Origin of the sequence: Thalassospira sp. SN3W (assembly GCF_038070535.1) — a bacterium.
In the GTDB taxonomy this organism is placed as follows: Bacteria; Pseudomonadota; Alphaproteobacteria; order Rhodospirillales; family Thalassospiraceae; genus Thalassospira; species Thalassospira xiamenensis.
This window is the reverse complement of sequence record NZ_CP121124.1, coordinates 348,503-360,947: the sequence shown is the minus strand read 5'-3', so window position 1 is coordinate 360,947 and position 12,445 is coordinate 348,503. Positions and strand designations below refer to the sequence as shown.

At 53.7% G+C, this 12,445-nt stretch carries 13 protein-coding genes and 2 tRNA genes; 11 read left to right on the top strand and 4 right to left on the bottom strand.

The window, feature by feature from the left end; all coding sequences use genetic code 11:
• Window positions 1-54: 54 nt before the first annotated feature.
• Window positions 55-693 (bottom strand): putative metalloprotease CJM1_0395 family protein, encoded by a 639-nt coding sequence (locus tag P8T57_RS01470; RefSeq protein ID WP_114094056.1) that lies wholly within the window; start codon window positions 691-693, stop codon window positions 55-57.
• 340 nt (window positions 694-1,033) lie between these two features.
• On the opposite strand from P8T57_RS01470, the gene P8T57_RS01465 reads away from it, so the two are divergent.
• Window positions 1,034-1,846, top strand: a complete 813-nt coding sequence (locus P8T57_RS01465) for a DUF547 domain-containing protein (protein ID WP_341364382.1) — start codon at window positions 1,034-1,036, stop codon at window positions 1,844-1,846.
• Between the two features lie 11 nt (window positions 1,847-1,857).
• On the opposite strand, the gene P8T57_RS01460 is transcribed toward P8T57_RS01465, so the two are convergent.
• A complete protein-coding gene (locus P8T57_RS01460) occupies window positions 1,858-2,151 on the bottom strand; it encodes a hypothetical protein (protein ID WP_341364381.1) in 294 nt (97 codons plus the stop codon).
• A gap of 221 nt (window positions 2,152-2,372) precedes the next feature.
• On the opposite strand from P8T57_RS01460, the gene P8T57_RS01455 reads away from it, so the two are divergent.
• The 10 genes from P8T57_RS01455 (at window position 2,373) to P8T57_RS01410 (ending at window position 10,880) form a co-directional block, all read left to right on the top strand.
• On the top strand, window positions 2,373-3,335 hold the full coding sequence (locus tag P8T57_RS01455; protein ID WP_341364380.1) for a DMT family transporter: 963 nt from the start codon (window positions 2,373-2,375) through the stop codon (window positions 3,333-3,335).
• Between the two features lie 192 nt (window positions 3,336-3,527).
• Entirely contained in the window at window positions 3,528-6,329 is a 2,802-nt protein-coding gene (gyrA, locus tag P8T57_RS01450) for a DNA gyrase subunit A (RefSeq protein ID WP_341364379.1), read from the top strand.
• Window positions 6,330-6,341: 12 nt separating this feature from the next.
• Window positions 6,342-6,869 (top strand): pantetheine-phosphate adenylyltransferase, encoded by a 528-nt coding sequence (coaD, locus tag P8T57_RS01445; protein ID WP_007091878.1) that lies wholly within the window; start codon window positions 6,342-6,344, stop codon window positions 6,867-6,869.
• A 61-nt stretch (window positions 6,870-6,930) separates the two neighbouring features.
• Window positions 6,931-7,461: a peptidylprolyl isomerase gene (locus P8T57_RS01440; RefSeq protein ID WP_007091877.1), complete on the top strand. Its 531-nt coding sequence runs from the start codon at window positions 6,931-6,933 to the stop codon at window positions 7,459-7,461.
• 152 nt (window positions 7,462-7,613) lie between these two features.
• Window positions 7,614-7,689, top strand: a tRNA-Lys gene (locus P8T57_RS01435).
• A gap of 229 nt (window positions 7,690-7,918) precedes the next feature.
• A tRNA-Lys gene (locus P8T57_RS01430) sits at window positions 7,919-7,994 on the top strand.
• A 266-nt stretch (window positions 7,995-8,260) separates the two neighbouring features.
• Window positions 8,261-9,142, top strand: a complete 882-nt coding sequence (locus P8T57_RS01425) for a MotA/TolQ/ExbB proton channel family protein (RefSeq protein ID WP_341364378.1) — start codon at window positions 8,261-8,263, stop codon at window positions 9,140-9,142.
• A 26-nt stretch (window positions 9,143-9,168) separates the two neighbouring features.
• Window positions 9,169-9,558 carry a biopolymer transporter ExbD gene (locus P8T57_RS01420; RefSeq protein ID WP_341364377.1) on the top strand — a complete coding sequence of 130 codons (390 nt, stop codon included), beginning with the start codon at window positions 9,169-9,171 and terminating at the stop codon, window positions 9,556-9,558.
• A complete protein-coding gene (locus P8T57_RS01415; RefSeq protein ID WP_007092181.1) occupies window positions 9,555-9,971 on the top strand; it encodes a biopolymer transporter ExbD in 417 nt (138 codons plus the stop codon). Before P8T57_RS01420 ends, P8T57_RS01415 begins: the two co-directional genes overlap by 4 nt.
• A gap of 3 nt (window positions 9,972-9,974) precedes the next feature.
• Entirely contained in the window at window positions 9,975-10,880 is a 906-nt protein-coding gene (locus tag P8T57_RS01410) for a TonB family protein (RefSeq protein ID WP_341364376.1), read from the top strand.
• Between the two features lie 54 nt (window positions 10,881-10,934).
• Here P8T57_RS01410 and P8T57_RS01405 read toward each other — a convergent pair whose 3' ends face one another.
• The gene (locus tag P8T57_RS01405) at window positions 10,935-11,225 is read right to left on the bottom strand and encodes a DUF2218 domain-containing protein (protein ID WP_037989624.1); all 291 of its coding nucleotides are present in this window, start codon (window positions 11,223-11,225) and stop codon (window positions 10,935-10,937) included.
• 45 nt (window positions 11,226-11,270) lie between these two features.
• The gene (locus P8T57_RS01400) at window positions 11,271-12,407 is read right to left on the bottom strand and encodes an ABC transporter substrate-binding protein (RefSeq protein WP_007092184.1); all 1,137 of its coding nucleotides are present in this window, start codon (window positions 12,405-12,407) and stop codon (window positions 11,271-11,273) included.
• Between the last annotated feature and the right edge of the window lie 38 nt (window positions 12,408-12,445).

Here is a 12,445-nt window from a genome sequence, read left to right as displayed (position 1 = left end):
GTTCAAAAGGGGCTTGTTATGCAGGCCCCTTTTTTGTGGCTTCTACGGTGATGGTCAGCCCGTGATATCAATATTGGCTGGTGCCGCGCTCAGCCCTAATGTCATGCGATAGCTTTCGGCTGCCGCAATAGCCTGTGTTGCGATCATCGCACTGATGTTGCGTGACGCACCCTTTGCAACATTGAAATCGGCCGATGATGTGCCGGGCATAGAGGCGGCCCGCGATATGGCGGCCTGATTGGCAATCGCTACAATCCCGTCAAGGCCCTGAAGCGGATGGATGCTGACCTTGCCGCCCGTGGCATAAAGCCGCCCGTCGGGACCGGCGGTATAGCTGTAACTGATCATACCGGCATTCGCACCAGCAAGGGTCTGATGGCTTTCTTCCTCGGTCCTGACGTTGGCGTCACGCGCCTGCAATTCCCGAACAATGTCGCGTTCCCGGTCCGTCAAAAGGGCGGGATTGCTTGTTGGCAGGCGTGCACTTTCCGGTGTTGTTTCGCGTACTTCGCGTTGTTGCGCGGTGCTGCCCCGGATGTCGGGTACGGACGCACCGGGCAGGGCGCGAGGATCAAGTTGTTGAATAATGGTAACAATTGATGCCGCACTGTTAACCGGTGTGGAGGGGGCGTTTGGCGCCGGATCGGATAGCGGTGTTGTGGTGCTCGCATTGCCAATCGGTCGGATTGACACGGCAGCGGGCCTTAAAGGTGTTGCAACAGAGCCCCCCTCAGCAGAACCTGATCCTGCAGATTGTTGCCCGGCACCGGGAAGGGCACTGGTGGCAATGACTTGCCCAAGTTGCCCACCACTGCCAGGAATAAGCTGAATTGCACCATCCTGTGTCATGGGAGCATTATATATCAACTTATGGTTAAGTGTATATGATTGGCATCACTGCAATCACGGCAGTTTGATGTGATCTTGAATTGCTGATCGATCATAGAATGCAGGAACGCAGTCGATATGGTGTAGGGGAAATAGCCGTTTGAAACACCTGCTTATACCTGTTTTGATCACGCTTTGGGTGATAGTGTCGGTACCTGCAATTGCCGCACCTGATGCTGATCTATGGCCCGATTGGCAGGCGCATGATGATTCGAACGACGCCATCATTGATCATTCTGTCTGGCAGACGATCCTTGACCATCATCTGGTGGTGGTTTCGTCTGGCGTCACGGCATTTGATTATGCCGGTGCCAAATCTTCAAGCCTTACGCATCTCTCGGATTATCTTAATGCCATGCAGGCGGTTAAAATTGACGCATATAACCGCGATCAGCAAATGGCCTTCTGGATCAATCTTTACAATGCGCAGACTGTTGCGGTGGTCATGGATCATTACCCGGTTGACAGCATTCGGGATATTGACATTTCACCGGGGCTTTTTTCGCTTGGATTATTTTCGTCAGGCCCTTGGGACAAAAAACTTTTGACCGTCGAAGGCAGGTCTTTGAGCCTGAACGATATCGAACATCGTATCCTGCGGCCCATCTGGCAGGATGCGCGTATTCACTATGCCCTTAATTGTGCGTCAATTGGTTGTCCGGCGTTGGCAGCGACGGCCTATGACGGAACCCGGATCGAAGAGCAGCTTGATAAGGCGGCTCTTGCTTTCATCCAGGATGAACGGGCGGTGAGGTTGGCCGAAGACGGATCAGAGATCGAACTGTCTTCGATTTTTGACTGGTATCGGTCCGATTTTGGCAAAAGCGATGCGGCATTTTCCGATCATCTGGCGCGTTATGCCGGATTGGAGCTTGCAACATGGCTGAGCGTTCACGGCGAGGACCTGCCCATCAGCTTCTATCATTATGACTGGTCATTGAACGATAGCCATCCCTGAGGTCGTGTTGTTTACGCCGCTGTCATGCGCCAGTTATGGTGGGGGGCGCGGCTGCTTCGGGCGCGAACGGGGGGTGATGGCAGGCGATTTTGCAAAACCTGATCAATCGTGTGACGGACGTCACTGGCCGAGATGCCATCATAGCGCATTAATGTCTGGACGATCGGATCGGCCAGCATTTCGTCGATGGTCAGTTCCTGATCCACATATTTCATTGCTCGCATCCCATTCATATTGTTGCGCCCAAGATAAAGCGATTGAAAATCATTCGCAACAATTAAGTTGTATCCATTGTCTTTTTTCATCTTTTCGCTGTAGCCGCGTTGTGCTGCGTCAAAGTCAGACGGGCGATTTTACGCTATATAAGGTGTTTCTTGTGCTGGGGCGCTGCTGATAACGGACCACATCCTGCGGTGGCTGATTTTCAGCTATTTTCTTGATTCTCGTGTTTTCTGGCTCTAACGCTGTCATCTGGCTTTCGAAATCCGATAAAGCCCAATAACTGTGGCAAGAATAGGCTGGGAAGATGACACGTCCGGGAATTCGTGAATTTGCGTTGCTGTTTTTACTGGCGCTGATGTGGGGCAGTTCATTCACCTTCATCAAGATTGGTGTTCATGCCTACTCGCCGCTGGTGGTCGCAGCCGGGCGATTGGCTGTCGCCGCACTGGTGCTATGGGCCTTTGCCTTTATTCGCAAAAGTGATCTTCCCAAGGGACGGCGCGCGTGGTGGTCGACCTTCTTTGTTGCGTTGTTGGGGAATTCTGTGCCCTTTTTCCTGATCAGCTATGGCGAAACGGAAATCGATGCCGGGCTAGCGGCAATTCTGATGTCTGTCGTGCCGCTGACAACGGTGGCGCTGGCGCATTTTGTTACGAATGATGAAAAACTTTCGATGGGGAAGGCGCTTGGTGTAGTGCTTGGCACTATTGGCGTGATTGTTCTGGTCGGGCCGGAAACCCTGACCGGGCTTGGTGGGCAGCTTGTTTTTCAGTTGGCAGTTTTGATCGCGGCAGTGTGCTACGCGATTTCATCACTGGTGGCGCGAAATCTGCGTGATCAGCCGCGTGTTGGGTCTGCGGCGGTGATCCTGACTTTTGCCGCGCTGATGCTTGCACCCTTTGCACTGTTTGTTGATCGGCCCTGGAATATGGGGTGGGACGTCGAAGGGGCGCTTTCGATATTGTATCTGGGGATTTTTCCGACTGGCATTGCCATGTTCCTGATCCTGTATCTGATTGCGCGCGCTGGAGCGAGCTTTGTGGTGTTTAACAATTACCTTGTGCCGGCAGTCGGTGTGATGATCGGTTTTCTTGTTCTGCACGAAGTTCCCAAACCGACCAGCGTGATTGCGCTTGGCGTTATTTTGGCCGGGATTGCCGTTTCCCAGCTGCGTTTCGGACGAAAGTCTGTCAGGGCTGGTGATGTTGCCGAAATGGAATGTGACCCGGTAACCCCGATCATGACCGCACCCGGGACCAAAAAATAACTCTTCGGGGTGGGCATTTTTGCGTAAATTACGATTATTTCCGCCGTTTGTGCCGAATGCCGGGACAGGCAGATTTGTCAATATTGTTTGTGCCGGACAAACCTGATACTTTCCGGCTCACTGGTCAGGCATATGTCCATATGTCACGCCGTTTGAAGCATTTCTGATCAAGCGTTTAAGAGGTCACGGCTTTTGTCCACCAAAGAGACCAATCCAGATAGCCGCGATATTATCCCGGTATCCATCGAACAAGAAATGCGCCGCAGCTACCTTGATTACGCGATGAGCGTGATCGTCAGCCGTGCGCTGCCCGACGTCCGCGACGGTTTGAAGCCCGTGCATCGACGCATCCTTTATGCGATGCATGAAAACGGCTTTGAATGGAACAAACCATTCCGTAAATCGGCCCGCGTGGTCGGGGATGTGATGGGTAAATACCACCCGCATGGCGACAGCGCGATTTACGACGCGATGGTTCGTATGGCGCAGGGATTCTCCATGCGCCTGCCACTGATTGACGGGCAGGGCAACTTCGGCTCGATGGACGGCGACAAGGCCGCCGCCATGCGTTACACCGAAGCCCGCATGGCCAAGTCAGCCCATTATCTGCTCGATGATATCGATAAGGAAACCATCGATTTCCGCGATAACTACGACGAAACCACCAAGGAACCGTCGGTTCTGCCAGCACGTTTTCCGAACATGCTGGTCAATGGTGCAGGTGGTATTGCTGTTGGTATGGCCACCAATATTCCGCCGCATAACCTTGGCGAAGTTATCGATGGCTGTATGGCCTATGTCGATAATCCGGCGATCACCGTCGAAGGCCTGATGGAATTCGTGCATGGTCCGGATTTTCCGACCGGTGCATTGATTCTGGGCCGTTCGGGCATTCATTCGGCCTTTAAAACCGGTCGCGGTTCTGTCGTCATGCGCGCACGTACCCATGTCGAGGAAATCCGTGCCAACCGTGAAGCCATCATTGTTACCGAAGTTCCCTTCCAGGTGAACAAGGCAACCCTGATGGAAAAGATCGCCGAACTGGTCCGTGACAAGAAGATCGAAGGTATTTCCGATCTGCGTGACGAGTCCGACCGTTCGGGCGTTCGCATGGTGATCGAAATCAAACGTGATGCGGTTGCCGATGTCGTTCTGAACCAGTTGTTCCGCTTTACCGCGCTTCAGACGTCGTTTGGCGTCAATATGCTGGCGCTTAATCGTGGCAAGCCGGAATTGATGAACCTGAAAGAAATCATTCAGGCCTTTGTCGAATTCCGCGAAGAAGTCATTACGCGCCGGACCATTCACCTGCTGAAAAAGGCACGTGAGCGCGCCCATCTGGTAGTCGGCCTTGGCATTGCGGTGGCCAATATCGACGAAGTCATCCGCTTGATCCGTGCTGCGGCAGACCCGCAGATCGCACGTGAACAACTGATGGAGCGTAGCTGGCCGGCGGGCGATATTGTTCCGTTGATCGAGCTGATCGCCGACCCGAACCAGGTTGGTTCGGACGATGGCAATTATCGCCTGTCCGAAGCGCAGGCGCGCGCAATCCTTGAACTGCGTCTGCATCGCCTGACCGGTCTGGAACGTGATAAAATCGCGTCCGAATTGACCGAATTGGGCGAGAAGATCAAAGATTTCCTTGATATCCTTGGTTCACGCGAACGCAAGATGATCATCCTGAAGGATGAGCTGACGGAAATGCGGAACGAGTTCGCTAATGAACGTCGCAGTGAAATCCTTGAAGCCGAATTCGAACATGACATCGAAGACCTGATTGCCCGTGAAGATATGGTCGTGACCGTATCGCACACCGGCTATATCCAGCGTGTTCCGCTGTCGACCTATCGCGCACAGCGTCGTGGCGGCAAAGGCCGTTCGGGCATGGCAACGCGCGAAGAGGATTTCGTATCCAAACTGTTCGTCGCCAACACCCACACCCCGGTTCTGTTCTTCAGTTCCGAGGGGATGGTCTACAAGATGAAAGTCTGGCGCCTGCCGCTGGGTACGCCGCAATCGCGCGGCAAGGCGCTTGTGAACCTGCTGCCGCTCTCAGAAGGCGAATATATCACAACGGTTCTGCCGCTTCCCGACGAGGAAGAATGGCCGAACCTGCATGTGATGTTTGCGACTTCGACCGGTAACGTCCGCCGTAACAGCCTTGCCGATTTCGTGAATGTGAAATCAAACGGCAAGATCGCCATGAAACTTGAAGAAGATCGTGGTGACAAGCTGATTGCGGTTCAGACCTGCTCGGACGATGACGATATTCTGCTGACGACCCGTCTGGGTAAATGCATTCGTTTCCGTGTTGCAGATGTTCGTGTCTTTACTGGCCGTAACTCGGTCGGTGTACGCGGTATTCGTCTGGCTGACGAGGATGCGGTCATTGCGATGTCCGTCCTGTTTGGCAACCATGCCTCGATGGAAGAGCGTGACGAGTATCTGTCGATCGCAAGCAAGCTGCGTCGCGAGGAAATCTCGGCTGATGATAGTCTGCCGTTGGAAATCCTTTCTCAGGAACGTTACGACGAACTGTTGGCAGGCGATCAGCTGATCCTTTCGGTTACAGAAAATGGTTATGGCAAACGTACGTCTGCCTATGAATACCGCGTAACCGGTCGTGGCGGGCAGGGCTTTGCCAATATCGAGATGTCGGAACGCAATGGCAATGTCGCGGCATCCTTCGTGATTGAGGAAGGCGACGAACTGATGATGGTCACCAATGGTGGCAAGGTCATTCGTATGCCGACACACGATATCCGCATTGCCGGGCGTAAGACACAGGGTGTTACCCTGTTCCGTACGGCCGAAGACGAACAGGTTGTTGCTGTCGAACGTCTGTCCAATCTGGGTGACAATGGTGAAGAAGAGCTTGAAGGCGAAGAAGGTGTAGAAGGCACCGAAATCGCATCAGGCGAAGATGCACCGACCGTTGCCGAGGATAGCAGCGAGGCATTGGAAACCGGTTCAGACGACACCGACGAATAAAACGGAAGATCAATGAACGAACAGTCTTCAAACGCCTCGCGTATCGGGATTTATCCGGGCACTTTTGACCCGGTAACCCAGGGGCATATGGACATTATTCGTCGCGCGACCCGCATCGTCGACAAGCTTATTGTCGGCGTTGCGGTCAATGCGGGAAAGGGCCCGATGTTTGGGGTCGAAGAACGTTGCGCTCTGGTCGAAGAGGCTCTTAAGGCTGCGGGCGGCGAAGTTGCTGCCCGCACCATCGTAAAGCCGTTCGGGTCACTTCTGATGCAGTTTGCCCAGGAAAACGGGTCGAGCATCATTATTCGTGGTCTGAGGGCTGTGTCTGACTTTGAATATGAATTCCAGATGGCCGGAATGAATGCCCGTCTTGCCCCAAAGGTAGAGACGGTCTTTCTGATGGCATCCGACAAACAGCAATTCGTGTCTTCGCGCTTTGTGAAGGAAATCGCCCGTCTGGGCGGTAATGTTACCGAATTTGTGCCGGCAAACGTGCTGAAGCGACTGCACGAAAAGCTGGCCGAAGAAAAGGAATAGCGCACCCATGCGTCTTATTCGTCTCGCATCTCTTTTTGTACTCGTATTAGGAATAGTGACCATGTCGAACGGTGGTATCGGCGGCGGTGCTCAGGCCCAGTCGGCCGATGCATCGCAGGATCTGGAAAACACCCTGTATCTGGATCTTGAAGCAGGTCGCGTTGTGATCAAGCTGCGTCCGGATCTGGCGCCCAAGCATGTCGAGCGTATCAAGGAACTGACTCGTGAAGGTTTCTATGATGGTCTGACTTTCCATCGTGTGATCGAAGGCTTCATGGCGCAGGGCGGTGACCCCAAAGGGGACGGTACCGGTGGTTCGGGCCAGAAACTTCCGGCGGAGTTTTCGAACGAGAATCATGTGCGCGGTACGGTTTCGATGGCACGTTCGTCCAACCCGAACAGCGCTGATTCGCAGTTCTTCATCGTCTTTGCCGATGCGCCGCATCTTGATGGACAATATACCATATGGGGGCAGGTCGTATCGGGTATGGAATATGTCGATGGCCTGAAAAAGGGGGCACCTTGGGCCAATGGCCGGGTTGCAGACCCGGACCATATTGTAAAAATGCAGGTCGCGGCTGACGCGCAATAAGCGCTTTGACCCCTATAATGCAACCGAAAGCCGTCCTTGATCAGGGCGGCTTTCGCGTTTTGGGGGCTGAAAGTGCAAAAACCGGGAAAATATGGAAAACAGGTGTTGACCGCAGCCGCCAGTCCCATTAAAACGCGCTTCACCAACGTTGAGGGCCCGTAGCTCAGTTGGTAGAGCAACTGACTTTTAATCAGTTGGCCACAGGTTCGAATCCTGTCGGGCTCACCAATAAGCCCCTGAAACCCAATCGGTTTCGGGGGCTTTTTCTTTTTCATGATTTTATTGCGATCACTGTCATACTGCTTTCCAGCCGATGCGAATGTCAATTTGGGGCGGATTTGAAACGGGCCTGTTTTTGATATTTTTTACCATTTGAATGGCTGTCATGCAGTTTGATCGAAAAAGGGGGGTTGACCCTTTGCGATCAGCACATTAAAAGGCCGCTCACCAACGTTGAGGGCCCGTAGCTCAGTTGGTAGAGCAACTGACTTTTAATCAGTTGGCCACAGGTTCGAATCCTGTCGGGCTCACCATTTCAAAACCCCCGGAACCCAGATGTTCCGGGGGTTTTGCTTTTCCGTGGTCTTTTCTGTTTTCAAAAACCGATTCCATCCGGTTTGAGCGCCTGCGACGGGCGCTGTTTTACGTGCGATGCAATGCGGCCATGCACGAAAAATGCTCGTCTTTTCGCTGTTGCGATTGCATCGCAATGTGATTTCTTGTAAGTAATGCAAATCAGTTTCAAATGCACCGGAGCAGGACGTCCGGTGCTGATCGAATTTTGGATCGGAAGAGTTACATGCCTGAACCCGTAAATCCGATGTCCGCATCGCCAGATGCGCAGACTCCGCTTGGCCTTGACGGTGTAACCACGGATGCCGCCAACGGTGCGATCACGCAAACAGAAGGTGGGGCGGTAACCCTTGATCCGCAAACCGGCTTGCTGATGGCGGATGACGCAGCTGCCATCACCGAAAGCACAATCGTTCCGGATGCCATCAGTGGCTTGCCGGTTTTTGATCTTGTGGATCGTGCCGGTGTTGTCGGTTGGGTTCTGGCCGCGCTTGCATTGGTTGGGATGCTGATATTCTTCTACAAGCTGGTCGGCTTTATCCGGCGTGGAATTTTCGCGGATGGTTTTGCCAAGGATGTCGAACGTCATCTTTCCAATGGTGATGATAAGCAGGTCGCGCAGATTCTGTCGCGCCGCCGTCATCCGGCTGCTCGCATCGGTCTGTTTGGCATGACCTTGTCCGTTGCCAACCCGGAAAACCGTGAAGCGGCGTCCGATATCATTGCTTCCCATGCACGCAAGGAAATCGATGGCCTGAACAGCGGTTTGCGGATTATGTCGGCAATTGCGGTCTTAAGCCCTCTTTTGGGGTTGCTTGGAACCGTTATGGGCATGATTGAAGCTTTCCAGAAGATGGAAGGTGCCGGAAGCCGTATTGATCCTTCTGTCCTTTCGGGCGGTATCTGGCTAGCACTTCTGACGACGGCAATCGGCCTTGTCGTCGCGATCCCGGCAACCGCGTTCCATATGTGGATGCAGGGCGTTATCGCGCGTGCTGCGGCCGTGATGGAAGATGTCTGCACCATGGTGATCAATCGTGGTGAGTTGGCTCGGAAGGGTGCGCTTCGCGCGTCAAACGTCGCTGAACTGCGCCAGGCTGCGGAATAAGCCCGAACAAGGTCGGAATACGCCTTATGCAATTGCGTGATCGAAGTCGTGGTGCTTCGCCGATGATCGGCCTGACGCCGCTGATTGATGTTGTCTTCATCCTGCTGATCTTTTTCATGCTGGCTTCCAGTTTTCTTGACTGGAAGGGGTTTGAAATGTCGGTGACTGTTATGGACGGTCAGGCACGGGCCAGCAGCGATATTCGCCCGGTAACGGTCAATGTCGATGCCAATGGTGGTTTGTCGTTGAATGGTGAAGCCGTCGCTGTTTCCAATCTTGCCGTGACTATTTTGCGTAACCATGCCGGTGCCAGTGTTCATCTGCGGCCCGTCAATGGTGCCGATTTGCAGCATCTTATTGTTGTGATGGATGCGCTGGGACGTGGCGGTGTGACTGATGTGGATCTGATCGAATGAAGCGTCGCATCCAGATCACCGATGACAGCCCGGCTCAGGAACCGATGTTGCCATTGATCAACATCGTCTTTCTTCTGCTGATTTTCTTCATGATAGCCGGAAGTCTGCAAAAGCTGGGGCCATTTGACGTGGATCCGCCCGCAAGCAGCACGGCCGAAGGCCAGCCAGAAGACACGATTGTCCTTTGGTTTGGCAAAAATGCCGAAATCGGGATTGAAGACCGGCAGGGAGACCTTGCGGATATTGCGGGGTTGCTACCGGCTGATTATGCCGGTCGTCCAGTCGAAATTCGTGCTGACCGCACCACAGAAGGTGCCAGCGTTGTTGCCCTTTTGAAACGGTTGCAGGAACTGGGCGTCGAAAAGGTGCAACTGATGACCGCGATGCAAGCAGATCAGGACCAAGACGGATAGAATATGTCGAAACGCATTGATTTCCTGATTGCGACCGGGCTGACCGGTATTGTTCTTGTCGGTGGGATCGTTCTTGCCATGCCTGAACCGCAACCTGCCGGTTGGGGCGGGGCAGGGGCCGTTCAAAGTATCAGCATCTCGCTGGGCAGCGGTCAGGCGACCCAGGGCGAGGCCGAAACACCCGAAGAAAGTGCTGATTCTGAAGACAGTAAGCAGGGTGAAAAACCCGTCGAGGAAGTCGAACCCCAACCAGAACCGGTCCCCGAGCCGGTTGTTGAGCCGGAACCCGAACCCGATCCCGAACCGATCGTTGAGCCGGAACCTGTTCCTGAGCCGGTGGTTGAGGAAGCGGTTGAACCGGAACCAGAGCCGGAACCGGAAATCAGTCCGCTTTTGGCCGATGTCATGCCGGTCCGCAGAAAGCCGGAGCCCCCCAAAGCAACACCGGAACCGGCAACGTCCCCCAAACCTGTTGAAAAGGCTGAAGCCAAACCGGTCGTGCAACCATCCGGCGGCCCCGTCGATTCAGTAAAATCAGAAGGCACGGTTGGCGAAGCAACCCAAAGCCAGGCCGCAAGTTCCGCATCGGGAAGTGGCGGAGGTGCGGCAATGAGCAGTGCGGCCTTTACCGACTATCAAGCAGCTGTGGTTCAGATGTTGATGCGTTATCGCGAATATCCGGATCGTGCCAAACGCCGCGGTATAGAGGGGCAGAACATGGTCCGGCTGGTCATCCAGCGTGACGGTACTGTTTCCTTCTTTGAAATGACCAGCCCGAGTGGTTCGTCTATTCTTGATCGTGCGACCCAGGATATGATCGAGCGGGTTAAACGTTTCCCGCCATTCCCCGAAGATATGGCGCGCACAGAGATGAACCTGACGATTCCTGTGATCTACGACTTGCGCTAGACAAAGAAGCCTGCTCCGAAAGGCTGGCTTCTTTGTTTTACGGGGCGGGCAGGTTTAATCTGAACTGTCTTCCCAGACATATTCAATCTGCTCGCGCCATGCGAATTTATCGAGATGCGAGACAATAACACCTTTCATGGCTTCAATCCCCTCGGCTTTCTCAGACTGTCCCTGAAAGCGCAGGGTGACGTCATCGGCCAGAATGATGCATGGGCCCATTGGAAAGCTCACATGGGCCTCATGGGGCGTGAAATCGACTTCCACCTTGTGGGCAAAGTGCTTGCAGAGTTGTTGCAGGTATTTACTGGCCTGCCCGGTCTGAACCGATCCTGTGGTTTTGAACATTGATTTATCGATCTCTGATGGTTTCTTGGGGGATGTTCGGGCCGGTCATGGCCGATCAAGGCCGATCCAGTAAACACCATTCAGTGCTACCGGCTGGAACCGGTCAAAGAATTCGGCGAGGGTTGCGTCTGGATCAAGATCGGCAAACTGATCGGGATGGAACCATTTCGCCATGGCCTGTAACAGCGTCACATTCATTGGCGTGTTATAGAAGTGGTGCCACGCGGAATAGACTTTGCCGTTTTTAATGGCGTCGAGCTCGGGCAAGACGGTGCGTTCCATGCTTTTGGCCAAAGACTCGCGTGATGTTTCGGCATCTGCGTAGGTTCCAAGTATGATGCGGCCGACATTCTGTTCGGCCGTCATTGTTGCCCCGCCAATTGCGGTTGCGACATAAATATCGGGCTGATCGACGAGCAGCTGTTCAACTGAAATCTGGCTGATGACGCCCGGAATCCGGTCGGCAAGAATATTTTCGCCACCGGCAAGCTCCACAAACCTTCCGATCATTTGGTTGCCCATCGCCTCGCAGCAGGTGCCATGCAGACCAACCCGGCTTTCGAGGAAGACTTTGGGTTTATGCGTTAAACCCTCCAGACCTGTTCTGACCTTCGCCAGATTGTCTTCATAGAATTTGACGAAAGCCTCTGCCTGATCTTCCTTGCCCATCAATTTGCCAAGGATACGGATGCTTTTTGGGGTGTTTCCAAATGGGTCACTGCGAAAATCGATCATGACAACCGGAATGTGAGCTGCGCCAAATTGCCTCAGGACTTCATGGCTGTCTGATCCCGGACCATGACCGCCATCAATGCCGAAAATTGCGACATCGGGTTCAACTGTAATCGCCTTTTCGACGCTGAATGTTGCCTCGCCACTGCGGCCGACCAGCGGGATGTCGTCAATCTCGGGGAATTTTGCCTGGTATTGTGCAAAGGTTGCCGGATCAAGTTTTTTGAATTCCCCCATCATACCGGCGACCCAGCGGACCGGATTTTCAGGATCAAGGATGCCAAGACTTGGCAAGAAACGCCCTTCGCCAAGGATCATATGCTTGACCGGTACTTCGACCGTGACTTCGCGACCGGAAACATCGGTCAGGGTAATGGTTTCGCCAGCATGAGCCCGAAAGGTGATCATTGAAGCGACTGCGGCCAGCGTTAAAACGCGTTTGAATGTCATTGCGGAAGTCCTGTTGAAATAGGCAAGAATTGCAGGAA